This window comes from Kribbella sp. NPDC051718 (assembly GCF_040681515.1).
In the GTDB taxonomy this organism is placed as follows: domain Bacteria; phylum Actinomycetota; class Actinomycetes; order Propionibacteriales; family Kribbellaceae; genus Kribbella.
The window spans coordinates 235,106-260,946 of record NZ_JBFAYZ010000005.1 but is presented as its reverse complement, the minus strand read 5'-3'; the positions used below and the strand labels follow the sequence as shown (position 1 = coordinate 260,946).

Annotated in this window: 26 protein-coding genes; 14 read left to right on the top strand and 12 right to left on the bottom strand. The window is 67.4% G+C overall.

Annotation, left to right across the window (positions count from 1 at the left end):
• Window positions 1–39 precede the first annotated feature (39 nt).
• Window positions 40–510, top strand: coding sequence for a GNAT family N-acetyltransferase (locus tag AB0M15_RS20590; protein ID WP_363821033.1), 471 nt, complete (start codon window positions 40–42; stop codon window positions 508–510).
• On the opposite strand, the gene AB0M15_RS20585 is transcribed toward AB0M15_RS20590, so the two are convergent.
• Window positions 492–1,442 carry a WYL domain-containing protein gene (locus AB0M15_RS20585; protein ID WP_363821030.1) on the bottom strand — a complete coding sequence of 317 codons (951 nt, stop codon included), beginning with the start codon at window positions 1,440–1,442 and terminating at the stop codon, window positions 492–494. The two genes, AB0M15_RS20590 and AB0M15_RS20585, sit on opposite strands and share 19 nt — an antisense overlap.
• Before the next feature lie 114 nt (window positions 1,443–1,556).
• On the opposite strand from AB0M15_RS20585, the gene AB0M15_RS20580 reads away from it, so the two are divergent.
• From AB0M15_RS20580 to AB0M15_RS20570, 3 genes are read left to right on the top strand one after another with little or no spacing between them, the layout of a single operon-like run.
• Window positions 1,557–2,129: a cysteine hydrolase family protein gene (locus AB0M15_RS20580; protein ID WP_363821028.1), complete on the top strand. Its 573-nt coding sequence runs from the start codon at window positions 1,557–1,559 to the stop codon at window positions 2,127–2,129.
• Window positions 2,101–2,598, top strand: coding sequence for a GNAT family N-acetyltransferase (locus AB0M15_RS20575; protein WP_363821026.1), 498 nt, complete (start codon window positions 2,101–2,103; stop codon window positions 2,596–2,598). Before AB0M15_RS20580 ends, AB0M15_RS20575 begins: the two co-directional genes overlap by 29 nt.
• Before the next feature lie 16 nt (window positions 2,599–2,614).
• Window positions 2,615–3,442, top strand: coding sequence for a phosphotransferase (locus AB0M15_RS20570; protein WP_363821023.1), 828 nt, complete (start codon window positions 2,615–2,617; stop codon window positions 3,440–3,442).
• Here the strand turns inward: AB0M15_RS20570 and AB0M15_RS20565 are convergent.
• Window positions 3,439–4,569: an FAD-dependent monooxygenase gene (locus AB0M15_RS20565; RefSeq protein WP_363821020.1), complete on the bottom strand. Its 1,131-nt coding sequence runs from the start codon at window positions 4,567–4,569 to the stop codon at window positions 3,439–3,441. The genes AB0M15_RS20570 and AB0M15_RS20565 overlap by 4 nt on opposite strands.
• Before the next feature lie 82 nt (window positions 4,570–4,651).
• On the opposite strand from AB0M15_RS20565, the gene AB0M15_RS20560 reads away from it, so the two are divergent.
• Both AB0M15_RS20560 and AB0M15_RS20555 read left to right on the top strand, forming a co-directional pair.
• Window positions 4,652–5,257: a TetR family transcriptional regulator gene (locus tag AB0M15_RS20560; RefSeq protein ID WP_363821018.1), complete on the top strand. Its 606-nt coding sequence runs from the start codon at window positions 4,652–4,654 to the stop codon at window positions 5,255–5,257.
• A gap of 57 nt (window positions 5,258–5,314) precedes the next feature.
• Window positions 5,315–6,022, top strand: coding sequence for a VOC family protein (locus AB0M15_RS20555; protein ID WP_363821015.1), 708 nt, complete (start codon window positions 5,315–5,317; stop codon window positions 6,020–6,022).
• Between the two features lies 1 nt (window position 6,023).
• On the opposite strand, the gene AB0M15_RS20550 is transcribed toward AB0M15_RS20555, so the two are convergent.
• Window positions 6,024–7,256 carry an RNA polymerase sigma factor gene (locus tag AB0M15_RS20550; protein WP_363821013.1) on the bottom strand — a complete coding sequence of 411 codons (1,233 nt, stop codon included), beginning with the start codon at window positions 7,254–7,256 and terminating at the stop codon, window positions 6,024–6,026.
• Window positions 7,253–7,579 (bottom strand): YciI family protein, encoded by a 327-nt coding sequence (locus tag AB0M15_RS20545; protein ID WP_363821010.1) that lies wholly within the window; start codon window positions 7,577–7,579, stop codon window positions 7,253–7,255. Before AB0M15_RS20545 ends, AB0M15_RS20550 begins: the two co-directional genes overlap by 4 nt.
• Window positions 7,580–7,773: 194 nt before the next feature.
• On the opposite strand from AB0M15_RS20545, the gene AB0M15_RS20540 reads away from it, so the two are divergent.
• Together AB0M15_RS20540 and AB0M15_RS20535 are read left to right on the top strand one after the other, a co-directional pair.
• Complete coding sequence (locus AB0M15_RS20540) at window positions 7,774–8,799, top strand: LacI family DNA-binding transcriptional regulator (RefSeq protein ID WP_363821008.1); 1,026 nt, start codon at window positions 7,774–7,776, stop codon at window positions 8,797–8,799.
• A 121-nt stretch (window positions 8,800–8,920) separates the two neighbouring features.
• Window positions 8,921–9,565, top strand: a complete 645-nt coding sequence (locus tag AB0M15_RS20535) for a GNAT family protein (protein WP_363821004.1) — start codon at window positions 8,921–8,923, stop codon at window positions 9,563–9,565.
• Here AB0M15_RS20535 and AB0M15_RS20530 read toward each other — a convergent pair.
• Window positions 9,547–10,677, bottom strand: coding sequence for a phosphotransferase (locus AB0M15_RS20530; protein ID WP_363821000.1), 1,131 nt, complete (start codon window positions 10,675–10,677; stop codon window positions 9,547–9,549). The two genes, AB0M15_RS20535 and AB0M15_RS20530, sit on opposite strands and share 19 nt — an antisense overlap.
• Before the next feature lie 559 nt (window positions 10,678–11,236).
• On the opposite strand from AB0M15_RS20530, the gene AB0M15_RS20525 reads away from it, so the two are divergent.
• From AB0M15_RS20525 to pyrH, 3 genes are read left to right on the top strand one after another with little or no spacing between them, the layout of a single operon-like run.
• Entirely contained in the window at window positions 11,237–12,214 is a 978-nt protein-coding gene (locus AB0M15_RS20525; protein ID WP_363820996.1) for a tyrosine-type recombinase/integrase, read from the top strand.
• Complete coding sequence (locus AB0M15_RS20520) at window positions 12,211–12,843, top strand: maleylpyruvate isomerase N-terminal domain-containing protein (RefSeq protein WP_363820991.1); 633 nt, start codon at window positions 12,211–12,213, stop codon at window positions 12,841–12,843. Before AB0M15_RS20525 ends, AB0M15_RS20520 begins: the two co-directional genes overlap by 4 nt.
• A 34-nt stretch (window positions 12,844–12,877) precedes the next feature.
• On the top strand, window positions 12,878–13,585 hold the full coding sequence (pyrH, locus tag AB0M15_RS20515) for a UMP kinase (RefSeq protein WP_363820987.1): 708 nt from the start codon (window positions 12,878–12,880) through the stop codon (window positions 13,583–13,585).
• 2 nt (window positions 13,586–13,587) lie between these two features.
• Here the strand turns inward: pyrH and AB0M15_RS20510 are convergent, their stop codons facing one another.
• Window positions 13,588–16,011: a glycoside hydrolase family 3 C-terminal domain-containing protein gene (locus AB0M15_RS20510; RefSeq protein WP_363820982.1), complete on the bottom strand. Its 2,424-nt coding sequence runs from the start codon at window positions 16,009–16,011 to the stop codon at window positions 13,588–13,590.
• Between the two features lie 239 nt (window positions 16,012–16,250).
• On the opposite strand from AB0M15_RS20510, the gene AB0M15_RS20505 reads away from it, so the two are divergent.
• The gene (locus tag AB0M15_RS20505; protein WP_363820979.1) at window positions 16,251–18,236 is read left to right on the top strand and encodes a translation factor GTPase family protein; all 1,986 of its coding nucleotides are present in this window, start codon (window positions 16,251–16,253) and stop codon (window positions 18,234–18,236) included.
• Here AB0M15_RS20505 and AB0M15_RS20500 read toward each other — a convergent pair.
• From AB0M15_RS20500 to AB0M15_RS20475, 6 genes are all read right to left on the bottom strand, one after another.
• On the bottom strand, window positions 18,193–19,164 hold the full coding sequence (locus tag AB0M15_RS20500) for an NAD(P)-dependent oxidoreductase (protein ID WP_363820977.1): 972 nt from the start codon (window positions 19,162–19,164) through the stop codon (window positions 18,193–18,195). The genes AB0M15_RS20505 and AB0M15_RS20500 overlap by 44 nt on opposite strands.
• Window positions 19,165–19,173: 9 nt before the next feature.
• Window positions 19,174–20,076, bottom strand: coding sequence for a nucleotide disphospho-sugar-binding domain-containing protein (locus AB0M15_RS20495; RefSeq protein ID WP_363822290.1), 903 nt, complete (start codon window positions 20,074–20,076; stop codon window positions 19,174–19,176).
• A 350-nt stretch (window positions 20,077–20,426) separates the two neighbouring features.
• Complete coding sequence (locus AB0M15_RS20490; protein ID WP_363820975.1) at window positions 20,427–20,888, bottom strand: GNAT family N-acetyltransferase; 462 nt, start codon at window positions 20,886–20,888, stop codon at window positions 20,427–20,429.
• 41 nt (window positions 20,889–20,929) lie between these two features.
• The gene (locus AB0M15_RS20485; RefSeq protein WP_363822288.1) at window positions 20,930–21,682 is read right to left on the bottom strand and encodes a putative protein N(5)-glutamine methyltransferase; all 753 of its coding nucleotides are present in this window, start codon (window positions 21,680–21,682) and stop codon (window positions 20,930–20,932) included.
• Between the two features lie 24 nt (window positions 21,683–21,706).
• Window positions 21,707–22,663, bottom strand: coding sequence for an SDR family NAD(P)-dependent oxidoreductase (locus AB0M15_RS20480; RefSeq protein WP_363820973.1), 957 nt, complete (start codon window positions 22,661–22,663; stop codon window positions 21,707–21,709).
• Between the two features lie 47 nt (window positions 22,664–22,710).
• Complete coding sequence (locus AB0M15_RS20475) at window positions 22,711–23,601, bottom strand: LysR substrate-binding domain-containing protein (protein ID WP_363820970.1); 891 nt, start codon at window positions 23,599–23,601, stop codon at window positions 22,711–22,713.
• Window positions 23,602–23,703: 102 nt separating this feature from the next.
• On the opposite strand from AB0M15_RS20475, the gene AB0M15_RS20470 reads away from it, so the two are divergent.
• Together AB0M15_RS20470 and AB0M15_RS20465 are read left to right on the top strand one after the other, a co-directional pair.
• On the top strand, window positions 23,704–24,690 hold the full coding sequence (locus AB0M15_RS20470; protein WP_363820962.1) for a hydroxyacid dehydrogenase: 987 nt from the start codon (window positions 23,704–23,706) through the stop codon (window positions 24,688–24,690).
• Window positions 24,687–25,829 (top strand): enolase C-terminal domain-like protein, encoded by a 1,143-nt coding sequence (locus AB0M15_RS20465; protein ID WP_363820960.1) that lies wholly within the window; start codon window positions 24,687–24,689, stop codon window positions 25,827–25,829. Before AB0M15_RS20470 ends, AB0M15_RS20465 begins: the two co-directional genes overlap by 4 nt.
• The last annotated feature ends 12 nt before the right edge of the window (window positions 25,830–25,841 follow it).

Here is a 25,841-nt window from a genome sequence, read left to right as displayed (position 1 = left end):
TCCGGCTCACCAGCACCCTCGGTATGAAACGGTGACCTGGTGACCGAGTCAGCCGCAGCCCCCGAAAAGCCCGCCAGCCTCAGCATCGGCCCGCTCGAGCCGGCCGACCGCAAGACCTGGGAGGAGCTCTTCGCCGGCTACAACGAGTTCTACGGGCGCACCATGCCGGCCGAGTTCTTCGACCACTCCTGGGCGGAGTTCACCACCGGCACCCGAATGCACGCGCTGGCCGCCAGGATCGACGGCGAGCTGGTCGGGATCGTTCATTTCCTCACCCACGCGAGCACCACGTCGGCCGATTCGTGTTACCTGCAAGACCTTTTCACCGCTCCGGCCGCCCGAGGCCGCGGAGTCGGCCGTGCGTTGATCGCGGCCGTCACCGACTGGGCCCGTGCGCAGAACTGCGGCCGCGTCTACTGGTCGACCCACGAATCCAACGCGACCGCCCGGCGGCTCTACGACCAGGTCGCCGAGAACCGCGGCTTCATCATCTACTCGCTCCCGCTGTAGCGAGTCACCAGCTCGTTGCCGAGCCGCGCCAACTCAGCCTGCACTGACGGCGGATCCAGTACTTCGATCATCCCGCCCCACCCGGCCAGATGCTGGGCGATCATCAGGGGAGAGGGCGCGGTCAGCCGGAGCTTGATCCGCCCGTCGTCGGCCGGCCCGACCACCTCGACGTGCCGGCCGTGCCGATCCTGCATCACCCACAGGTATCGCTCCTCGATCAGCAGCGTCGCCGCCATCAACGACCGCTGCTGCTCCATCTCCTCCACCACCCGGCTCCACGCCTCGGCCAGGTCGAAGTCGTCCGGCCGCTCCGCCGGTACGCCGGTGAGCTCCGCCTCCGTGATCCGCTCGACCCGGAAGGTGCGCTGGCCCTTCGCCGTCCCCGCGATCAGGTACCAGATGTCGTCCTTGTCGATCAGCCCGAGGGGATCGACCAGCCGTTCCGTCTCGGCGCTGCCGCGTCCGGCGTACCGGAGCCTGACCTTGACCCGGCGGACGACGGCATCCTGCAACCGGCGGACCATCTCGGGCCGTTCCTTGACCTGCTCACCCCAGCGCGCCGGGTCGATCACCACCGCCTCGGCAGCCGCTTCGGCATCCGCACGGAACGTATCCGGCAGCGCCCGCACCAACTTCCGCAGCGCGGCCTTCGCCTCCGGCGCAACCGACGCCGCCGGCCCGACGAGCAGGAACAACGCCTGCGCCTCGGTCGCGTTGAGCCCGCTGAGATCCGTCCGCGCCCCGCCCAGCAGCGACCATCCACCGTTGCGCCCAGGCTGTGGATAAACCGGGATCCCAGCGGTCGACAACGCCTCCAGGTCCCGCCGCGCCGTCGCCACCGAGATCTCCAGCTCCTCGGCCAACTCGGCCGCGGTCACCCGCCCGCGCGCCTGCATCAGCAACAGAGTCGCCACCAACCGATCAGCCCGCATGACCCGATCCTCCCAAACAAACTGCTCACCCGGTGACTACTTTGGCTGAGTTTTGTCGGCGGGCGTTCCTAGCATTGGGGTCAACAGTCGGCGAGTGGGTGGAAGGGGATCGTGATGACGACGCTGGAGGGCCGGACGGAGTCCGCGCTGATCGTGATCGACGTGCAGAACAGCGTGATGGAGGGCTCCCACGATCGGGACGCCGTGGTCGCGAACATCGCCACTCTGGTCGACAAGGCGCGCGCCGACGACGTACCGGTGATCTGGGTGCAGCACTCCAGCGAGCACATGCCGATCGACAGTGAGGGGTGGCAGTACGTCCCGGAGCTGAAGCAGGGGGAGTCCGAGCCCGTCGTCCGCAAGCTCTATCCCGACTCCTTCGAGGACACCGACCTAGAATCCGTTCTCGCCGACCGCAAGATCGGCCGCCTGGTGGTCGCCGGCGCGCAGACCGACGAGTGTGTCCGCTCGACCCTGCACGGCGCGATCGTCCGCGGCTACGACACGCTGCTGGTCAGCGACGCCCACACCACCGAGGACCTCTCCGAGTGGGGCGCGCCGACTCCCGACAAGGTCATCTCCCACACCAACCTCTACTGGTCCAACCACCAAGCCCCGGGCCGGACCGCCGGGACCGCCACCACCGCAGAGGTAGGCCTTGGAGATTCACCTTCACAACCCAGCTGACGCTCTCGGGCTGGCTCGCGACATCTGGCCGCTCTACCAGGAGGCCTTCGGCGACTTCGACACGTTCGACCACTGGCGCACCGACCTGTACGAACGGCACGCCGCCCGAGACGGCTACCGCCTCGTCACAGCCGTCGACGACTCAGCAGTCGGCGACTCGGCGGTCGTCGGGTTCGGTTGGGGATATACAGGTCAGCGAGGCCAGTACTGGAGCGACCTGGTCTGCGAAGCGCTGCCGGCTGTCATCACCGATGAATGGGTCGGCGGCCACTTCGAACTCGTCGAGCTAGCGGTGCTGCCTGCCTACCGCGGCCGCGGAATCGGCCGCGCCCTCCACGACAAGCTCCTCGAATCCGTGACAAGCCGATGCCTGCTCGCACGAGCGACGATCCAACCGATCCCGCGGTCCGGCTCTACCTGGCCGCGGGCTGGTGGAAGCTCGGGGTGCTTCGGCCAGGAGTTCAGGTGATGGGCAGACTTGCGGCATGACTCTGGATCACCGGCAGCGTGACCTTCTGGCCGAGTGGTTGCCGCGGGCCGAAGTGGTGAAGGACCTCAGCTGGGGTCTGGTCGGCACGACCGTGCTGGAGTTGGTGCAGGACGGCGAGCGGTACATCGCCAAGGCCGGCGACGCCGCCGACGGCAACATCGCCACTGAGCTGGAGGCGCACCAGGCCTGGCTGAAACCGTGGACAACCCACAACCGCGCACCGGAACTCGTCCACGGCGACGACCAAGCCAAGCTGCTCGTCACCCGCTACCTCCCGGGACACCTGGTCGAGGGCACCGACCACGAACACGATCCAGAGACCTACCGCCAAGCAGGCGAGCTGCTAGCCCAGCTCCACGGCCAATCTGCCGTCGCCGCTGACTTCGAAGCAGGGGAGAACGAGAAGGCCCTCGCCTGGCTCGCCAGGCCGCACCGCATCGCACCCGACGTCGTAGACCAACTCCGCACCCTCATCAACTCCTGGCCGACACCAACCACGGACCTGGTCCCGACCCACGGCGACTGGCAACCCCGCAACTGGCTGATCCACGACGGCACGGTCAGCGTGATCGACTTCGGCCGAGCCGGCCTCCGCCCGGCGTACACAGACTTCGGCCGCCTCGCGGCCCAACAATTCCGCACCGACCCAACCCTGGAGACCGCCTTCCTCCACGGCTACGGCACCGACCCCCGCGACCCCGACTCCTGGCACCGCCAACGAGTCCGCGAAGCCATCGGCACCACCGCCTGGGCCCACCAGGTAGGCGCCGACTCCTTCGAAAACCAAGGCCTCCGCATGCTCACCGAAGTCCTCGACTCCTAGGCCGCAACCTGTACGCCGAACATCCGCTCTGCATTGCGAAGTGATTCCTCGACGACCACTCGGGCGTTCTCGATCATCTCCGCCTCGTAGGTCGCGAGATCACCGCCGACCAATGCGTCCGTGAGACGAGCGGCATCCCAGAGCGCGGTGTTGGCGCCGGCTCCAGCAGCCGGAGTCATCGGGTGGATCGCATCGCCGAGCAGGGTGACCCGCCCGGTCTGCCACGGCTCGATCCGGGTGCTGGTGCGCAGCGTGATCGGGAACGCGGCACTCACATCCGCCGCGGCGACCAGTCGCTGGATGGTGGGGTGCCATTCGCGCGTACGGCGTACGACGAGATCCCAGAGCCCCTCAGCAGACAGCGCAAACAACTCCTCGTCAGGAACACCCAGTACTTCGTGAGTCCCCGTCAACACCGCCATCAGATAGTCGCCGTACTCCGCCGGCGGCGTCCTGAACTGCACCGGACCGAAGGCCAACCCCGGCCCACCGCCCACCGTCACGAAGTTGAAGCCCCGCAGGAACGCCGGCGGCACCAGCTCCCTGATCGCGTCAGTCAGGGGAATCTTCCCGTAAATGCACCGCACCCCGATGTCGACGATCGGAAAGTCCGGCAGCAACTGCCCCCGAACCCGCGACCCAATCCCATCGGCCCCCACCAACACATCGGCCGTGGCCGAGGTCCCGTCCGTGAACCGGAGCTCGACCCGCCCATCAGCCGTCTCCCGATAGCCCTCGAACTCATGCCCGAACCGCAGCACCCCATCGAGCCCAGTCATCAACGCCCGCCGGAACGCATACCGATCGACCGCGCTCACCGTGTCCGGCCCAGCAACCGGGAACGTCTGCTCGAAGGTCGGATTCAACTGCCCATCGAACCCACCCACCAGATCACCGGGCCGCGAAGAGGTCTCCACAACTCGCCGCATCACGTCGGCAGGCAGCATCGCAGCCAACGCGTCCTCACCGACCGGACTGATGTGGATGCGATACCCCTGCTTCCGGCTGAGCGGTGACTCGTCCCGCTCGTACAGCCGCACCTCCACGCCGGCCTTCGTCAGCCCCTGGGCCAGCGCCAGCCCACCTATTCCGCCACCCACGATGGCGACTCGCAACGAAGTACTCATCAACTCTCTCCCCAATCAACTCGTTCTACGACTCTATCATCCATATAGCTGACTAAATCAGACCTCGGATACCATCGGAGCCATGAGCCCGAGGCGAGCACCGGCGGCGGACGAGCGGCAGCGCGACGCCGAGCGCAGCAAGCAGCAACTGCTGGACGCGGCGGTGATCGAGTTCGGCACCCGCGGATTCAGCGGCGCCCGGGTCAGCGAGATCGCGACGCGAGCGGGCGTCAACAAACAACTGATCTCGTACTACTTCGGCGGCAAACAAGGCCTGTACCAAGCAGTCACCGACCGCTGGCGAGCCGGCGAACCCGCCCTGGCCGAACCCGCCGGGAGCCTGGGGGAGTTGGTCGCCGCCTACGCCCGCGAATCCCAGGCCCAGCCCGACCTGGCCCGCCTCCTGATCCGCCAAGGCGTAGACCAGGACACCAGCGCCGGCGACGAAGCCGAACAAGCAACCCGCTTCCAACAGGTCCTGGCCGACATCCGCCACCGCCAGTCCAACGGCGAACTAGCCGCCGACATGGACCCGGCCTACACCACCCTCGCCCTCTTCGCCCTCTCCGCGGCCCCCATCACCTTCCCCCAAATAGCCCGAGCCCTGGGCCTGGACCCCGACTCCAAAACCTTCACCGACCAGTACGCCGACCAACTGATCCGCCTGGTGAGCCACCTCGCCGACTGAAGGCTCCTCATCTAATTGTGTTGCTCGGTGACGGCCGGGGCACCTAGCGTCGCGGGTATGACCTCTCAGTTGGTGGCGCTCGAGTTCGATGCGAACGATCCGATCCGTCTTGCGCGGTTCTGGGCCGGTGTGCTGGGCCGGGAGGTGGCTGAGGACGGTGTCACGTTGCTGGCGGGGGAGGAGACCGAGTTTCAGATTCGGTTCTTGCCGACCGAGGCTGAGAAGACTGAGCCGAACCAGATGCATTTCGATCTGACGAGTGAATCGCTCGACGGGCAGCAGCAGAAGGTGGCGAAGGTGCTGGAGCTGGGTGGCCGGCACATCGACATCGGGCAGACGCCGGAGGACGGTCATGTCGTGCTTGCCGATCCTGAGGGCAACGAGTTCTGTGTGATCGAGCCTGGCAACAACTTCCTCGCTGACACCGGCGTGATCGGCGCGCTGTCGTCCGATGGCAGCCAGGCGGTCGGGTACTTCTGGAGTGAGGCGCTGGGCTGGCCGCTGGTATGGGATCAGGACGAGGAGACGGCGATCCAGTCGCCCGACGGCGGGTCGAAGATCAGCTGGGGTGGGCCGCCGGTACGTCCGAAGACTGGGAAGAACCGCCTGCGACTGGATGTCGCCACGCCTGCCGGCAGCGATCGGGAGGCGGAGATCGATCGCCTGGTCTCGCTCGGCGCGAAGCGCAGCGAAACCGACGCGGGGGAGGACGGGTCGATCCAGCTTACCGACCCCGACGGCAACGAGTTCAGCGTCCTGCGGTGATTCAGGGGCGGCCGAGTTGGTCGCGTCGGCGGGTTAGGTACGCGGTCTCGGCTGTGTTGCCGGCCAGTTCGATGGCTTGGTCGTACGCCGCGCGCGACTCCTGACTGCACCCCAACCGTCGCAAGAAGTCAGCCCGAGTCGCGTGGTACGCGTGATACCCCGCCAGCTTGTCCTCAAGACGGTCGACCGCCGCGAGCGCCACATCCGGACCGTCGAGCTCAGCGACCGCGATCGCCCGGTTGAGCGCGACGATCGCCGACGAGTCGAGGCGTACCAACTGGTCGTACAAAGCAACGACCTGCGACCAATCCGTATCACCGACCGCGCGAGCAGACGTGTGCACGGCATTGATCGCCGCGAGGATCTGATAGCGCCCCGGAGCCACCCCAGCGGCCAGCCGCTCGCGCACCAGCTGATGCCCCTCGCCGATCATCGCCACGTCCCACGCGCCACGATCCTGCTCGACGAGCGTCACCAGTTCGCCGGTCGCCGACACCCGAGCAGCACTGCGAGCCTCGGTCAGCAGCATCAGCGCCAACAACCCAGCCACCTCACCGTCCTCCGGCATCAGCGCCCGGATCAACCGGGTGAGCCGAATCGCCTCAGCGGTCAGCTCGTGACGTACCGGATCCGTCTCGGAACCAGTCGCCAGATACCCCTCGTTGAAGACCAGGAACAACACAGCGAGTACGCCGGACACGCGCGCCGGCAGATCCTCTGCGGACGGCACCCGATAGGGGATCCGGGCCGCCTTGATCTTCGCCTTCGCGCGAGTGATCCGCTGACCCATCGCCGTCTCCTGCACCAGGAACGCCCGGGCGATCTCGGGCACGGTCAGCCCACCGACCATCCGCAGCGTCAGCGCCATCCGGGTCTCCATCGCGAGCGCCGGGTGACAACAGGTGAAGATCAGCCGGAGCCGCTCGTCGTCGATCGCGCCAAGGGACTCGGGCGGTTCGTCGTCGGACAACATCTGAGCCTCCTTGTGCTTGTCGTCGCGCTTGCTCTCCCGGCGGATCCGGTCGATCGCCTTGCGGTTGGCGGTGGTCGTCAGCCAGGCACCGGGATTCGGCGGTACGCCGTCGGCCGGCCATTTCTCGACCGCGACCGTGAACGCCTCGGCCGCCGCCTCCTCGGCGATGTCGAGATCACCGAACCGTCTGGTCAGGGAGGCGACCACCCGCGCCCACTCCTCGTGGTGGACCCGGGTGATCGCCGCCTCGACCTCGCTCACAGGAACGGCCGCACCTCGACGCGACGGTTGCAGACCCTGGACCCCTCGGCGGCGAGCTTGAGCGCCTCGTCGAGATCGGCGGCCTCCATCACCCAGAACCCGGCGAGGAACTCCTTCGACTCCACGAAGGGCCCGTCGGTGAACACCGCCTCGGCCCCGCGGTTGTCGATCACCGTGGCCGAGCCGGGTCCGGCGAGTCCGCCGGCGAAGACCCAGTTGCCGTCGGCGATGATCCGCTCGTTGAACACGCTGATGGCCGCCCGCTCCTCCGGCGTACCGGCGTGGGTGGCCTCGTCCGCGATCACAGAAACCAAGTACTGCATCTCAACTCATCTCCTGTCGTCCCGGCCGGGCAGCCGCTCACCCCTACAACGAAGAACCCGGCCCCGATCCGACACCGGCCCGGACTTTCTCCGGGGGATCTTTCCAGAAGAAGAGGCAGCGACCTTCGCCTGAGAGCGCTCTCAGGTCTAGCGTTCACTCCATCTCACGACCCTGATGGAGAGTGCACCCGCCGATGAGCACGCTGAAACCGACGATCGAGGATGTCGCGCAGCTGGCCGGTGTGTCCCGGGCGACCGCGTCCCGGGTGATCAACGACGTTCCCGGCGCCTCCGCGCCGCTGCGAGAACGGGTCCGTGCAGCCGTGGCCGAGCTCGGCTACCAGCCCAACGAAACCGCGAGAGCTCTGGCCACCGGACGCCAGCGTGCCATCGACGTCATCGTGGTCACCCCGGACTTGAGCGTCGGCTGGCTCGGGACGCACCCGTATGTCAGCCGAGTACTGCCAGGCGTGATGCCGGTCCTTCAGGGCGTCAACGCCCAGTTGCGGTTACACGCGGTAGCGCAGGCGACTGCTGCGGACGAGCTCGACCAGATCGCCTCGACCACCACACTCGGCGCCGTCTTCGCCGAGATCACGCCCGACCTGGCCGCGCACTTCTACCGGCGGTGCCGACGTGCCGTCTCGCTGGTACGTACCGATCCGGCCGTACCCGGGATGGAGGCCGACAACTTCGGCGGCGCCTACGAGGCGGTCAACCGGCTCCACCAGCTCGGCCATCGCCGGATCGCCGCCATCCACGGACCGACCCTCAACCCCTGCGCCATCGATCGACGGGCCGGCTACCTGCAGGCGACGCAACGGCTCGGCCTGGCAGATTTGAGTGCCGATGGCAACTTCCGGCGCGAGGGCGGGTACGACGCCGCACAGCAGTTGCTCGAACGGCACCCGGACATCGACGCGATGTTCATCGCCTGCGATCTGATGGCCGCCGGCGCCGTACAGGCCATCACCGCCAGCGGCAGACGGGTGCCGGACGACGTCGGCATCATCGGCTTCGACGATTCCATCGCGGCGGTCTGTACCAATCCGCCGCTGACCACGATGCGGCTGCCGGTCGAGGAGATGGCCAGTTCCGCCGCGCGCCTGCTCCTGGCGGGAGGCCCTTTACGCGGCCACCGGCAACAGTTTCCGGTCGATCTCGTAGTACGGGAAAGCACCCGCGAACCTGACACGGGGAGGGTTGGTGGCACTCGATGACCAGGTGGTGGGTACTCCTGGTCTCAGCCGCCCTGGGACTCCTGGCCGTCATCGGCCTCACCATCATGGCCCGTGGAAATTCGGCTGCGCTGTAGTCCTTCGACGTGCAGAGTAAGCGGTCATGAGGAACTATCCGCTGCTCGATCTGCGCATCAGTACGCCGAGGATCGAGTTGCGCAGTACCACGGACGAACTGCTGGACGAGCTTGCGGAGGTCGTGCGGGCAGGCAAGACGCACGCCGATCCGCCGCCGTACGACGACCCCATGTCGTTCTACGAAGCCGATCCGGATCTGCGGGTCGCCAAGTGGCTGCGCGCGGTATGGCGCCGACGCGGCACCGTCGAGCCTGAAGGTTGGCGGCTCGACTTCGTCGTGATGGTCGACGGACGGCCGGTGGGGGAGCAAGCGCTGTTGGGCCTGGACTTCTCCACCCTCGGGACGGTGAGCAGCTTCTCCTGGCTGTCCACCGACCAGCGTGGCCACGGGTACGGACACGAGATGCGGGCAGCCATCCTGCACCTCGCCTTCGACGGCCTCGGCGCGAAGGAAGCCGGCAGCGACGCCTTCGTCGACAACCAGGCTTCCAACGCCATCTCGCGAGGTCATGGCTACGAGCCCAACGGATCCGAGTGGGCCACGCGGCAAGGCGAGCCCGGCCTGCTCAACCGCTGGCGACTCACCAGGGACAACTGGGCGCAACATCGGCGAGACGACATCGAAGTCCACAACCTCGAGGCCTGCCGCGCCTACTTGCCGCTGTCGTAAGCGCGGGCCGCCAGTCGTTCGGCTTGTTCGATGCTTCCGGGGTGTAGCCAACCTTCATCGAGAGTTGGCGTAGCGCCGTTGTTCACGGTCATTTGGTAGTCGAGGCAGGCCAGCCAGAGCGGGCGCAGGTTCAGGATCTGGGGGAGTCGCTGAAGCTCTTCGTCGGTGAGCTGGATGTGCTGACGGTAGCCACGCAGGACGGCGTCTATGTTGTCCGGGTTGCCTTCGGCCGTGGTCCGCAGGAGCCAGGCGAGCGCGGGTAGTCGCGGCCCGCGCCCAGAGCCGGCCCAGCCGACGATCGTGAGCGCGCCGGGGATACCGACGGCCGCCCACAGGTGATAGTTACTGTGAGTGAGCGCTTCCGGTAGCCCTTCTGCGTCGTCAGCGTTCTCGACCTGATCGCGCAGCCAGTCGAATTTCTCCCGGCCGGCGGGGGACACCTTGTCCTCGACACTGACCAGGAAGCTCATCGCCGCGGCAACATCTTGTTTCGGCCGGCCCACGTAGAAGCCGCCGTCGGCTTCCTCGGCGCCGCCGTCTCTGGCGACCGCGCCATCTGCCTGGGGGAGCGCGTGCAGTCGGCCGAGCAGGCTGCCCAGTTCCTGGGCGATCTCGGCGTGTTCGCTCCTGCCGTGCTGACCGCCTGGGCGCCCGCCGTCGATGAACTGGGTCACGATCACGCCGCTGTCGTCGAACACCGACACCGGTTCCTCGTGCGCGATCCGTTCAGCGGGGAAGTCGTGCGCAGCCAGGAATCGCAGGATCTCTGCGTCGCCCTCGACCCGAGCGAGCCGGTCGGCGGGAGACGAGAACACTCGGGCGATCCACGGGGGACCGTCCTCCCGACGGACGAACAACGTCGACGGGTAGTGGCCGGGCCACGAGCCATCGGGCCGGGTGGCTGGGTCGTCGTCGATCGGCGCCAGCGAGCTGATCCGGATGCCGTACCGCGTCTCGAGGTGAGCCTTGAGATCGGCACGCTCGAAAGGGCGGGTCCGGGCGAACGGCGATCTGTTGATCTGCTCCAGATCAGCGAGTGCTTGGGTATACCGCTGACCGGTCTGCCGGGCCCGATCGCGGACGGCGCGTTTGAAACTGCCTTGCTTGGTCATGACAAGCCTCCTCGACATGTCTTCGCCCCCCAGCGACGCGACATTCGATCCAGGCCTGGACACCACCACTTTGGCCTTGAGGGCGGATTCCCCTTCGCCATCTCGAGGACTTCGCTGGGGGAGGTCCACAGAGGCTGGGCGTCGGCCGACGCCAGAACCTCATCTTAGGAGAGGGGCCAGAACCGTACCAGTTGACATAATGTCAGTTATCGGACATTCAGGGAGAAGACTCAGGAGGACGGCCAGGAGCTGTCTTCCAGCCTGATTCTCGGCTCGATGCCGTCCGACGGGTTCTGTCAGCGGCTCTGAGAGCGTCCTGCTGACAGAACCACTGCGGTTGGTCGCAGCTTTGTCATCCGAGGAAGCTTGGATGACAAAGATCTTGGAGCTGATGCATTTATCCCCCGGAAGACAGCCCAGCGGTCGACGCCGGTTCTGTCATGCATAATCACCATTATGCAGCAGGTTCCGGCCGGAATTGTTGCCTGATGCAAGGAATGAGCCCAGGGGAGTCGGGCACGGATCGCAAACTGTCGGTGGCGGTCGGTAGAACTCCCCCATGAAGGTTCTCGCAGCTCAGTCGGCGTTCTTCGCTGCCCGGCGTCCTCGCAAGGACTCCCCCCACACCACCGACGCGTACCGCCGCGACCTGGCCGGCATCACCACGCTGCTCTGCACAAACCTCGACGTCGAGCTCGAACAACTCGAGGTCGACGACCTCACCGCCCATGCTCTGCGCGCCGCCTTCGGTGCGTTCGCCGACAGCCACGCCAAGAGTTCCGTCCTGCGCGCCTGGTCCACCTGGAACCAGTTCCTCACCTTCTGCGTGTCCGACAGTCTGCTGGCGGGCAACCCGATGGGAGCAGTGGCCAGACCCAAAACCCCTCCCCTCTCCCCCAAGCCTCTCCGCGGCGAGGACACCCCGGAAGTTCTGCTGCGTTCGGTCGCCGACGGTGCCCGCCAATCGCGCGATCCCTGGCCGGAGCGGGACGTCCTGGTGATCGCGCTCGGTCTGGTCGCCGGTCTGAGATCCGGCGAGATGCGCACCCTGACAGCGGATTCGCTGGCCGGGCGTCCCGGTGAGATGCGCCTGCACGTCCACGGCAAAGGCAGCCGCGACCGCTCCATCCCGGTCGAGCCGATCATGGCCAAGATCATCGAGACGTACATCGATTCGTGCGCACAACGCTTTCCCCGTAAGCGATTCAGCCGCTCCACAAAGCTGCTGCTTGACCGTACCGGCGAGCCGATCGGCCGTGGCGGCCTCGAGTATCTCGTGAAGTCCTGCTATCGCTGGGCCGGCCTGCACGATCGGGTACCAGCGGGCGCGAATCTCCACGCGTTACGCCACACGTTCGCCACCAGACTCGCCGAGGACGGCGCCACCGCGACCGAGATCATGAGGCTGCTCGGCCACGCGAGTCTGGCCACCAGTCAGAACTACATCGAGGCCACCGGCCGGGAGCAACGCGCTGCAGCAGCAAGCAATCGCACCTACCGCTCCCTCGACCAAGCAATCGGTGAGAATGAAGCGTGATCAGAGACGACTTCCTCGCCGTTGGTATGTCCGCAGCGCAACTCCTGCGCGAGCCCGCGGTCATCGAGGCATGGTCGAAGCCGAGTGCGCTGGAGGAGTTCACCGTGAGCGGCCTGGCGGGCCATCTCGCCTTCCAGGTTCTCGCGATCCCGGAGATCGTCGCGTCCCCGATCCCCACCGAGCCGACGATCACGGTGCTCGACCACTACGCCCGGGTCGAGTGGATCGACGCCGACTTGGACGACGAGATCAGCCTGCGAATCAGGTCGGGTGGCGATCTCATCGCGGCGGACGGTCCCGGAGTACTGGCGGATCGGCTGGATGCGGCACTCGAGCAGCTCACCGTCGAGCTGCCGGAGATCGTCGACCGCCCGGTCCGGATCTCGTTGTGGGGGCCGTGGTCGCTGATGCTCGACGACATGTTGCTGACCAGGCTGATGGAGCTCGCCGTGCACTCGGACGACTTGGCCGTCAGCGTGGGGTTGCCGACGCCGGAGTTGCCGCCGAGCGCGGTGGAGACGGTGCTGAGTCTGCTGACGCGACTCTCCGTCCGGCGGCACGGCGCGAGCGCAGTACTGCGTACGCTGTCTCGGGCGGAGCGGGCACCGCGGACGATCACCGCCTTCTGACCCGCCCCGTCCATCTGTGCTGTGAGGAGCTCCGATGTACCGAAGGCTTGTCATCAAGTTGTCCGGCCAGGCGATCGCGGGATCGGCCGAGTTCGGCTTCAACAGCGACAGCCTGACGCATCTGGCCCGTGAGGTGATCGCCGTGCACGAGACCGGCGTTCAGGTGGCGGTCGTCGTCGGTGGCGGGAACGTCTTCCGCGGAAACCGGGCCGAGGACTGGGGTATCGACCGGGTCGAGGCCGATAACATCGGCATGCTCGGCACCGTCATCAACGCGGTACTGCTGCGCGGCCGGCTCTCGGCCCTCGGCGCGAAGAACGTCCGGCTGATGACCGCGATCCCGATCAACAACCTGGCCGAGCCGTACATCCGGCTGCGCGCGCTGCGCCACCTGGAGAAGGGCGGAATCGTGTTGCTGGCCTGCGGAAACGGCCAGCCGTTCCACACCACCGACTATCCGTCGGTCCAGCGCGCGATCGAGCTGAGCGCCGACGCGCTGCTGGTCGCCAAGAACGGCACCGACGGCGTGTACGACGCAGATCCGAACAAGGTCGCCACCGCCCGCCGCTTCGACCGCCTCAGCTACCAGGAGGTCATCGACAAGGGACTGGGCGTGATGGACCAGAGCGCCTTCATCCTCGCCCGCGACCACGCACTCCCCCTGCACGTCTTCGACATCGACCACGACGGCGCTGCGGCGGCCATCAGTTCCGGCGCGCACATCGGCACCCTCATCGACTGAGCTCAAGGCGTACGGACCTGGAGCTCAGTCGACAGTGGTAGGTCCGATACCGACGAGCCGACGCGGAGAGTGAAGGTGCCGGGCTCGGTGGTCCAGGCGTTGTCCCAGTACTCGAAGGTATGGGGATGCAGGGGGACGGTGATCTCGCCGGTTTCGCCTGCCTCCAGACTGACGACGGCGAAGCCGGCCAGCCAGCGGACCGGGCGATCTACAGTGCTCCCGGGGCGTTCGGCGTACACCTGGATCACGTGTTTGCCGAATCGCCGGCCGGTGTTGTGGACGGTCACCGCGACAGAGGTCGCGGAGGCACGGAGGTCGGACAGCGACCAGGTGGTGTAGCCGAGGCCGTGCCCGAAGGCGAAGGCCGGTTCGGTCCCGGCGCGGAGCCAGGCGCGATACCCGATGTGGACGCCTTCGTCGTACTGGACCGTACCGTCGTGTGGAGTGACGTCGATGACCGGTACGTCGGCCTCGTCGCGCGGCCACGTCGTGGGAAGCCTGCCACCGGGCTCGACGATGCCGAGCAGGACGTCGGCCAGTGCGTTGCCGTACTCCTGGCCGCCGAAGTAGGTGACCAGGAGCGCGGCGACTTCGTCGCGCCAGGGCAGCAGGACGGGCGAGCCTGCGTTGACGACCACGACCGTCCGGGGATTCGCTGCCACCACGGCCCGTACCAGCTCGTCCTGGTGGCCGGGGAGCGCGAGGGTCGTCCGGTCGTGGCCCTCGGATTCGACCTTGGAGTTGGTGCCGACCACCACGACTGCTACCTCGGCGGCCCGGGCGGCCTCGACGGCCTCGGCGATCAGTGCCTGCGGGTCCGAGCGGTCCGGCTCGACGCCGACGGTGATGCTCAGGGCGTTGCCGAGACCGCCTTCCGATCTCGCCAGGTCCAGTTCCACGCGGACGTCTACCGGCCGGCCGGCGATCACGTCGAGCGGGGTCGAGATGGACGGCGGTGACAGCAGGGCGGCACCGAGGTCCGTGCCGACCGGTACGACCGTGTCCTCACGGAGAAGCTTGCCGTCGGCATAGATGCGGCCGCGGCCGACCGAGGCGAACCCGAGCAGCACCGCCCCGGACTCCCCCGGCGTGTACGTCGTACGGAACTCGAAGACCGACGTGTCGCCGATCGGCGCGTTCCCGCCGAGATAGACCAGCGCACTGGAGAAGCGATCCTCGGCGAACAGCTCTGACCCGTCCTCGGCCAGGAAACGGGTCCGGGCGCCGGGCCGGCCGGTCTCCGGGTTGGTCATCGTCGACAACGGCAACTCCGCGACGCCTTCTTGGACCACTGCGCCGATCGAGTACGTCACCTCGGTGTCCGGAAGCGCCGCACGGAGTCCGTCGAGCGGTGAGACCACTGCCGACGGGATGACGGTCGCGCTACCGCCGCCCTGGGTCCGCGCGTCCCGCGCGTTGTGCCCGATGACCGCTATCCGCTGGAGAGTGCTCGCGTTCCAGGGCAGCTCGTCGGCGTTGCGCAGGAGTACCGATCCTTCGGCCGCCGCCGAGCGCGCGAAGGCGACGGTGTCGACCTCCGGTAACTCGGCCGGCTTCTCGAACCCTTCGAGGGCGCCGACCCGGGCCGCCAGCGCGAGCAGACGCAGCACCTTCCGATCGATCGCGTCCTCCTCGACCTCACCCGACCGCACGGCCTCGACCAAGGCATCCCCCCAGGCCCCGATCGGACCCGGCATCGCCAAATCTTGCGAGTGTTTCGCGCTTTCGACGCTGCGTACGGCGGTCCAGTCGCTGACGACGACGCCGTCGAAGCCCCACCCGCTGTTCAGCGGAGTCTCGAGCAGTTCGTTCTCTGACGCGGTCGCGCCGTTGATCGAGTTGTAGGCGCTCATCACCAGCCACGCTTGGGACTCGGTGACCGCCTTCTCGAAGGCGAGCAGGTAAACCTCGTGCAGTGCGCGCTCGCTGACCACGACGTCGGCGGTGAAGCGGTCGGTCTCGAAGTCGTTCGCGACGTAGTGCTTCGGGGTGGCACCGACGCCGAGCTCCTGTACGCCGGCCACGTAGGCGGCGGCCAGCTCGGCGGTCAGCACGGGATCCTCGCTGAACGCCTCGAAGTGACGTCCGCCGAGGGGCGACCGGTGCAGGTTGATCGTCGGGCCGAGGACGATGTCCACTCCCTTGCGGCGGGCTTCGAGTGCGGACACCACGCCGTACCGGTGGGCGACGGCGAGGTCCCACGACGACGAGAGCGCGGTGGCGGACGGGAGGTTGAGCGATGGGTCGCGCTCGTCCCAGACCGGGCCGCGGACACCGCTGGGACCGTCGGACAGGACCATCGACCGCAGCCCGATCCCGGGCAGCGGGTGGGTCGACCAGAAGTCCTGGCCGGTGAGGAGCTGGACCTTCTGCTCGAGCGTGAGGCGACCGAGGAGATCCGTGAAGTCAGCGGGTGTCGGGCTCATGCGTGTCACTGTAGGCGCGAAATCCAGTCCCAGTTCCGGCTGCCGGACGAGCCGGCGGACCTCCTGGATCATCTGATCGAGCTGCTGCACCCCACGTCCCGTACCTGACATTCGTCGCAGCCGGTGCACGGAAAACCGATTGCTGCCGGGGAGCGGCCTCTGCTGTACTCCTGACATGCGAGCTCACTTCATGTTCACCCAGGAAGGCCATACCTCCTCTTCAAGGGACATGAAGCTGCGTGCGAACACTGAACTTGGGAATCCTGGCGCATGTCGACGCCGGTAAGACCAGCCTGACCGAGCGGCTCCTCTTCGCCGCCGGGGTCATCGACGAGGTCGGCAGCGTCGACGACGGCAGTACCCAGACCGACTCGCTCGCGCTGGAACGCCAGCGCGGGATCACGATCAAGTCCGCGGTCGTCTCGTTCGCGATCGACGACGTCACGGTCAACCTGATCGACACTCCCGGCCACCCGGATTTCATCGCCGAGGTGGAGCGGGCGCTCAGCGTGCTCGACGGCGCGGTGCTCGTCATCTCCGCGGTCGAGGGCGTCCAGGCGCAGACGCGCGTTCTGATGCGGACGCTGCAACGGCTCCGGATCCCGACCCTGATCTTCGTCAACAAGCTCGACCGGCGTGGCGCCCAGGCGCCGGAGTTGCTGAAGAGCATCGCGGATCGCTTGTCGGCTGACGTCATCGCGATGGGTGAGGCGGCCGGGCTAGGAAGCCCGAGCGCCGGGTTCGCGTCGTACGGGCGAGACGACCTCGACTTCACGCACACGTTGATCGAGCTATTGGCTGTCCATGACGATCAGCTGCTGACGACCTATGTCGAGAACGAAGCCGCACTCTCGTACGACGTACTGCGTGCCAAGCTGGTCGAGCAGACGCGGCGGGCACTCGTGCATCCGGTGTACTTCGGGTCGGCGATCACCGGCGCCGGGACCGACGAACTGATCGCGGGGATCCGCGAACTGCTGCCCGCAGTCGAAGGCGACGTCGACGGACCCGTGTCGGGGTCGGTCTTCAAGGTCGAGCGTGGACGGGCCGGGGAGAAGATCGCGTTCGTGCGGATGTTCTCCGGCGCGATCCGGACGCGGGATCTGCTCCGGTTCCACGGTGACCGCGAGTCGAAGGTGACGTCGATCAGCGTCTTCGACGGTGGTTCGGTGCTGACCCGGCCGGAGGTGACCGCCGGGCAGATCGGCAAGCTGTGGGGGCTCGGTGAGATCCAGATCGGTGACGCGATCGGGGCCGAGGGGATCAGCGCGGAGAGCGGGTACTTCGCTCCCCCGACGCTCGAGACGGTGATCGCGCCGGTCAGTCCGTCGGACAAGGGCAACCTGCAGGTCGCGCTCTCTCAGCTCGCCGAGCAGGATCCGCTGATCAATCTGCGCCAGGACGACATCCGCCAGGAGACGTTCGTGTCGCTGTACGGCGAGGTGCAGAAGGAGGTCATCCAGACGACACTGGCCGCCGAGTTCGGGATCGACGTCACGTTCCGCGAGACGACGACGATCTGCATCGAGCGGCTGGACGGGATCGGGACCGCGGTCGAGTTCAACAAGCAGGACCCGAACCCGTTCCTCGCGACCGTCGGCCTGCGGGTCGAGCCGGCGCCGGCCAACGAAGGTGTCAGCTTCCGCCTCGAGGTGGAGCTCGGCTCGATGCCGTACGCGTTCATCAAGGCGGTCGAGGAGACCGTTCACGAGACGCTGCAGCAGGGCATCCACGGTTGGCAGATCCCGGACGCGCGAGTGGTGATGACGCACTCGGGCTACTCGGCGCGACAGAGTCACGCGCACGCAGTCTTCGACAAGAGCATGTCGAGCACGGCCGGCGACTTCCGCAACCTCACCCCACTCGTCCTGATGACGGCGCTGCGCCAGGCCGGCACGACGGTGTACGAGCCGATGCATCACTTCCAGCTGGAGATCCCAACCGACACCACTCGCGGCGTACTGGCTGCCCTTGCTCGGCTCCGAGCCATCCCGCAGGTACCAGCTTTGGGCTCCGAGACCTCCGTCCTGGAAGGAGAAATCCCGGCAGCCGCCGTCTACCAACTGGAGCAGCAGCTGCCCGGCCTCTCCCGCGGCGAGGGCGTCTTGGAGTCGGCGTTCGAGCGCTATCAACCCGTCACGGGTCCGATCCCCGACCGGCCACGCACCGACAACGACCCACTCAACCGCCGTGACTACCTACTCCACGTGCTCCGGCGAGTGTGATGAGCACCTTCTCCACCTCGGCGAGGCGCCGGTCGCGCACCTCCCGGAGACTGAAGGCGCCTCCGCGGTGCGGACTGAGAACAACATTCGGCAGCTCGTGAAACGGCTCGGCTGATGCCGCTATCCCGGTAGCGGCATCAGCCGAGGACGCCTCGTTCCACCAGACGTCGAGTCCTGCGGCGATCTCTCCGGTCAGCAGCCGCTCGTAGAGCGCTCTCTCATCGACCAGGGCGGCTCGCGCGACATTCACCACCACACTCGGCGTCGGCAACCCCGAGATCACCTCGGCACTGAGGAGACCAGCAGTTCGGGCAGTCGCAGGTGCAGCCAGTACGACGACCCGCGCGCAACCAGCGAGCTCGGCAAACTCCCCCACCGGGTGCACACGCACCTCGCCATCGGCGTACGGCGAACTGATACTCCCCCGGATCGTGTGGACCTCCATGTCGAGCGCAGCCAGCGAGCGCGCCACCCGCCGACCGATCTCGCCGTAGCCGACGATGACCGCCGGATGCCCGGCCAGAATCATCGTTGGCGTCGGGGGTACGAACCGAGGCGTCCAGTCGCCGGCGCGCATCGCCTGATCCGCGGGGACCAGCGCACGGGCGGCGGCCAGCACCAAGCCGAGCGCGAGCTCGGCCGTCGGACCAGCCGTGTGGTGGACGGGCCGGACTGCGATCTGCGGGTGCGCACCCAACAGTTCCGAGGTCGCGGCAGGCACTCCGGCGAACGGGATGACCAATGTGTGCAGGCGTTTGGATGCCGTCAGCAACGAGAGGCTCGGTCGGCCGCCGACGAGTACGTCGTACGCCGCGTCAGCCGGCGGTACGTCGCCATCGGTGAACCGCCAGTCTGGATGCACTGCTGCCAAGCGATTGGCAGCATCGTCGTCCAATCCGTCCACGCCATGTACCCAGAAGTCGGCCACGGGCGCAAACTACCAACCCCGGGCGAGGTAGGCCTCCAGGGCGTCTGCTGCGCCGGTTGGGCCGCCGGCGGCTTGGATGTGGTCGGCCATTGTGGCGAGGTTGTTGCGGATGGTGGTGTCGGTGGTGAGTTCGTTGATGGTGGTGCGGAGGATGTCGGGGGTGATGTCGTTCTGGAGGCGGCGGCCTAGGCCTAGTTCGGTGACTCGGTCGGCGTTGGCGGATTGTTCGGCGGTCTGTGGGTAGGTTGCCAAGGGCACCTGGTTGAGGAGGGACTCCATCACCGAGTTCATTCCGGCGTGGGAGAGGAAGACGTCCGCGTGTTCGAGGACGGCCGGCTGGGGAAGTACGGGCGGACGTCGAAGTTCGGGGGGATGTCGCCGAGGTCGGCCGGTGAGACCTCGTTGCCGATCGCCATCGCGACGTTCCAGTGGGTGCCGCCTAGGGCCTTCGCGCAGGTGGTGAAGAAGTCGGGGCGGTCGTTGACGGCGGTACCGAGCGAGATGAAGAGCAGCGGCGAGCCGGGTGACGTCCAGTCCGAGACGGCGGTACGCGCCCCGATCGCGGGCCCCACGAAATGGAAGCGGTCGTCGAAGGTCTCCCCCGACAGCTGGAACTCGCGCGGGATGAAGACCAGGTTCATCGGCGCGATCGCCCCCGCCGTCGCGACCGTCTCGAGCGGCACCCCGAAGTCCTTCGCGTACTGCGCCCGCGCGGCCAGGAACTCCCGGAACTTCGGGTGCGTATGGTCGAAGTCGGCCGGCACCAGCGCCTGGGTGAGATTGAACTGCTCGTTGCCGGCGAAGTTCGCGACCGTGGCCGCCTCGAGCAGCCCGAGCTTGGCCGCGAGGGCCGGCCCGATGAACGTCATCATGTCGTACACGAACAGATCCGGCCGGTCGTCGACGAGCCACTTCTCGACCGCCGGCGTCACCCGCCGCGCACTGTTCACGAAGCTGGACAACATCCTGGCGAGATCCTCGGTCGTCTGCCCGGTCCGCGCGACCTTGATCGCCTTCGGCTCCCAGTCCAGCTCGACCAACTCGGCCCCGGCAGCCCTGACCGCGTCACCAAAGGCCGGCCCGGTCGCATAAGTCACCCGATGCCCTCGCCGCACCAACTCGGCAACCACCGGAAGAGTCGGATTGACGTGCCCCGCGGCCGGGATGGTCAAGAACGCGATGTGATCAGCCATAGATTCACATCGTCTCCACCCCACGACCCGAGCTCCAACCCATTTACCCGATCAGGCAATTCCTACGGATCAAAGGTCCACGGCAAGTGTCACCGACTTCGGTGCGAAGCCCCGGCTCTCGTACAAACGCAGAGCGGCCGCGTTCTCCGCGTACGCCGTGACGTGCATGCGCGCGGTCCCACGCCCCTTGGCCCACTCGACGAACGCGTCGACCAACCGTCCGCCGACGCCCTGTCCTCGCAGGTCGACGCGGACGTACATGCTCACCAGCTCGGCCTTGCTTCCGGTCCACATGTCCGACGGCTCCGCGAACATGCCGACGAGATGACCGGCGACCTCGCCCTCCACCGCAGCAACGAGCACCAGCGCCTGAGGATCAGCCAGCAGGTCAGCGCACCATTGCGCGCCGTGGGTGGCCGGCCAGCTTGCATTGCGGAGAGAGTCGCGGTTTGCGGCGTCCTCCGCGAAGAGCGCGGCGCTAGAGGCGACCACGCCGGGCAGGTTCTCGGCGGTGGCTGGTCTGATCTCCATCGGGCTACTCCTTGGCGGTGGCTGGCGTGACCGGCATCGGGTTAATCCTTGGTGCCGATGACTGCGGTGGCGTAGAGCTCCTCGGACGTGCTGATGCGGGGTGTCAGGCCGGCCGCGGTGAGGATCTCGGCGGCGACTGGGGCTTGGGCTTCGGTTGTTTCGGTGAGCAGGGTGCCTCCGGGAGCCAGCCAAGCGGAGGCTTCGCCTGCTACCTGGCGGAGGATGGCGAGGCCGTCGGTGCCGCCGTCGAGGGTGGTGTGGGGTTCGTGGAGGCGGGCCTCGGCGGGGAGGAAGGGGATCTCGTCGGTGGGGACGTAGGGGACGTTCGAGAGCAGGACGTCGATGCGGCCGCGCAGAGACGGTGGCAGGGCGGCGTACAGGTCGCCTTGGGTGACGTGGCCGCCGATGGGCTCGACGTTGCGGCGGGCGCACGCGACGGCGATGGGGTCGAGGTCGGCGGCGAACAGAGTGATGTCGGGTTGACCCGCGTGGACGGCGACACCGAGGGCGCCTGAGCCGCAGCAGAGGTCGACGACGATCGAGCCGGGGTGGGTGCGCAGGAGAGCTTCCGCGACCAGGTGTTCGGTGCGGCGGCGTGGGACGAAGACGCCGGGGTCCAGCAGGATGCGCAGTCCGCAGAAGTCCGCGTAGCCGACGATGTGTTCGATGGGCAGCCCGGCGACGCGTTGCGCGACCATGTGGGTGAGCTCGGCGTCGTCGCGGGCTGCCGCGATCAGCAGGTCCGCCTCGTCCTCGGCGAAGACGCAGCCGGCGGCGCGGAGGGTGCTGACGATCGTTGAAGTAGTGATGCGGTCAGATTACTGGAACGCGTTCACGCCGGTGAGTTCGGCGGACAGCGTCCACAGCCGTGCAGCCGACGCCGGATCGACGGCGTACGGCCGTACTCCGGGCGCATCGTCCGTCGACAGTTCGGCGACCTCGCAGTCCTCGCAGAAGACGCCACCCTGACCGTCGAGCTGGGGCGAAGTGGCCGCCCACACCGAGGTCGACGCGCCACCTTCAGGAGTCTTGAACAGATCCGGGCGCGCCAGGTTGCCCTCTTCGTCGATCCACCCGAAGCCGACCATCTCCTCACGCTGCAGATGCCGCTGCAACGGCGTCAGGATCCCGCCCGGGTGCACCGCGAAGGCCCGTACGCCGGAATCCTTGCCCAAAGCATCGAGCTGTACCGCGAACAGCGAGTTGGCCGTCTTGGCCTGCCCGTACGCCGCCCACTTCTCGTACCCCTGGGTGAACTGCGGGTCGTCCCACCGGATGTCAGAGCGCCGGTGCCCCGACGACGACAACGACACCACCCGCGCACCGCCGTCAGCGGCGAGCGCCGGCCACAGCTGGTTGGTCAACGCGTAGTGCCCGAGGTGGTTGGTGGCGAACTGCGATTCCCAGCCCGGCCCGACCCGTGTCTCCGGGTTGGCCATCACGGCCGCGTTGTTGATCTGGATGTCGATCGATCGCCCGGAGGCGAGGAAGCCTGAGGTGAAGGCCTGCACACTCGCCAGGTCGGCCAGATCCAGCTCGCCGACCTCGACGCCGGCGATGTCGGAGAGCGCTTCCTTGGCTGCGTCCGGCCGACGAGCCGGTACGACGACCTGGGCGCCCGCCTTCGCCAGCGCGCGGGTGGTCTCGATCCCAATGCCGGAGTAGCCGCCGGTGACGAGCGCGAGTTTGCCGGTCAGGTCGATGCCCGCGAGGACCTCGTCCGCCTTGGTGCCATGGCCGAAGCCCGAGCCGATCTTGTGCTGTGGAGTGCTCATAACACCGACAGTACGAACTAGAGCTGGCTCTAGGTCAAGCTCGGCAGTCACGCATCCAGATGTGGATTTGCCTTCAGCGACTCGGCGAGCCGCTGAAGAGCCGGGTTGGGACTGTCCGGACTCCACGCCGCATGCAGCGTCACCGAGTGCGCGTCCGCCGCGTCGAGCTCGCGATACCGCACGCCCTGCACGCCCATGGCCATGATCGACCGCGGAATCAGCGCGCACCCCAACCCGGCCCGGACGAGCGCGAGCATGGTCGGCACCTGCGACGCGAGCTGGCTGACGGCGTACCGGTTCATCCCGATCATCGCGGCGCAGATGTCGTGCAGGTACTGCGAGCCTTCGGGGCTGTAACCGATGTAGTCGTCCGTCACGTCAGCCAGCGAGACAGCGCTCTCTCCGTCGGCCAGCTTGTGATCTGCCGGTACGGCGAGCACGAGATCCTCCGAATGCACCAGGACCGAGTCGAACTGCGCAGGGATCGGCGGCCGGACGATGCCGAGATCGATCTCCAGATTCGCCAGCGCCTCGAACTGATCCGGACTCACCAGCTCGGTCAGCTCCGCCGTCACCGCCGGGGTCCGCTTGCTCACCATCGTCAGGAAGTCGGCCAGTACGGCGTACGCCCCGATCGCCGTGAACGCGATCCGCAACGTACCGGTCTGCCCATCGGCCGCTCGCCGCGCCACGTCAGGCGCAACCTCGAGCAACGCCAGCACCCGCCGCGAGTGCTCGAGGAACACCTGGCCGGCCGCCGTGAGCCGCACTCCCCTGCCGGTCCGGTCGAACAGGCTGATGCCCAGAGAGCGCTCCAGCCCCTGGATCTGCCGGGTCAGCGGCGGCTGGGTCAGGTTGAGCCGCTGGGCCGCACGGCCGAAGTGCTGTTCCTCCGCGACCGCGACGAATCCACGCAACTGCTGCAGGGAGAGATCCATGGCGATGCCCTCACGGTATCGGTCGATGCGGAAATGGGCTTGGACGAGCATAACGGAAAGCCCTTACCTTCGGGTCCAAGAGTTCCGATCCGAGGAGTCAGCTTGTCCAAGCTAGCCGTGGTGATGACGCCCGACCGCGCCGACGACGTGTGCAGCCCGCAGACCCGGGAGCTGCTGAACCAGCGGTTCGACGTCACCTGGGCCGGTCCCGACCTGAGCGCCGAGGTAGTCGCTGAGCTCGCCGCCGGGAGCGAGGTACTCCTGACCAGCTGGGGTACGCCGCACCTGGACAAGGCGCTCTGGGCGGACGGCAACGGACCGAAGGTGGTTGCGCATGCGGCCGGCTCCGTGAAGAAGCTCGTCGACCCGGCGATCCTCGACCAGGGCGTCGCCGTCTTCTCGGCCGGCACCCGGATCGCCTGGTCGGTCGGCGAGTACTGCCTCGCCTCGATGCTCACGCTGGCGCGCCGACTCCCCCAGTTCGACCAGGCACTCCGCGCCGGTGGCTGGAAGCAGCCTCAACTGCGTGGTGGTGAGCTGGCCGGCCAGCAGGTCGGCATCCTCGGAGCCAGCTCGACCGCTCGCGCGCTGATCACGCTGCTCAAGCAGTTCGGTTGCGACCTCGTCGTCTACGACCCGTACCTGACAACGGAACGCGCGCAGCAACTCGGCGTGCGGGTGGTTGAGTTGGAGGAGGCGCTGCAGTCGCGGTTCGTCTCCATCCATGTGCCGGATGTGCCGGAGACTCGTGGGCTGGTGACGCGGAAGCTGATCGAGCAATTGCCGGACGGTGCGATCGTCGTCAACTCGTCGCGGGGGCCGGCCGTCGACCAGCCGGCGCTGCTGGAGCACTGCCTCGATGGGCGGTTGTTCGCGGCGCTGGATGTGTACGATCCGGAGCCGCCGAAGTTCGGTGCCGATGTGTTGGCCGCCCCGAACCTGCTGCTCACGCCGCATATCGCGGGTGACACCGTTGAGGGTCACCTCGCGCTGGCGGGTTATGTCGTCGAGGACGTACTCAAGTGGCTCGACGACGGTGTTCGCGGTCCGAGCTTCGTCGATCCGGCAGTCTGGGCGATCGCGGCATGAGCAGGATCAGGTCGGTCGAGGTGTTCCCGGTCGCGGTGCCGTTCGCGCGGCAGTTCGTGCTCGGCAGCGGCGCGGTCGGCTCCCCCGACAAGGCGCCGGACCAAGCGGCGGCAGTGGTCTTCGTGAAGCTCACGACCGAGGACGGGGTGGTCGGTTGGGGCGAGCAGAGAGCGCTCCCCAGCTGGAGCTACGAGACGGCGGAGACGATCGCGGTGGTGATCAAGCGTCATCTCGAGCCGATCTTGCTGGAGCTGACGCCTTTCGAGGTCGAGTTGTTTCACCAGCGGGCGACGAAGCGGTTGAGTCCTGCGGTCTCGAACGGCTTTCCGTTTGCCCGGGCAGCGGTCGACCTTGCGATGCATGATGCTGCGGGCAAGCTTGCCGGCGTACCGGTGCATGCGTTGCTCGGCGGGAAGCTGCACGACGAGATCCCACTGTGCTCGGCGATCGGGGTCGGGGCGCCGGACGTGGTGAGGGAGCATGCTCAGCAGTCGTCGGACTATTCGGCGTACAAGGTGAAGATCGGCGGGGATCTGGACTCCGACGCGGCCGCGATCGAGACGGTCGCGGAGGTGGCCGGCGCCAAGCCGCTGTGGCTGGACGCCAATCAGTCGTACCGCCCGAGTGCGCTCAAGCAGCTTCTCGACCGGACGAGCCATGTCCGGACGATTCATTGCGTCGAGCAACCAGTACCGAGCACGGACACCCTCGCGATGCACCGGCTGCGCGAGCTGATCGACCTGCCGATCGCGATCGACGAGGGCAGCTTCACCGCGCAGGATCTGGCCCGGGCGGTCCGGCTCGACGCGGCCGACCTGGTCGTCGTGAAGATCTGCAAAGCCGGTGGTCTCCGGAACGCGCTGAAGACCGCTCAGGTCGCGCTCTCCAACGGCATCGAGATCCTCGCCAGCGGCCTGACCGACTGCGGCATCGGCTTCGCGGCCGCCATGCATCTGTTCAGCCAGCTCGAACTGGCACTGCCCGCAGAGCTGAACGGGCCCGAACTGCTGTCGGACCTGTACGTCGAGGGGCTCACCATCACCAAGGCCGTCGCAACGGTCCCCACCGCGCCCGGTCTGGGCGTCCAGGTCGACGAGGAGCGCATCCGCGCCGAGTCGATCACCCTGCTCTTCACCTAGAGGAGTGCCTTC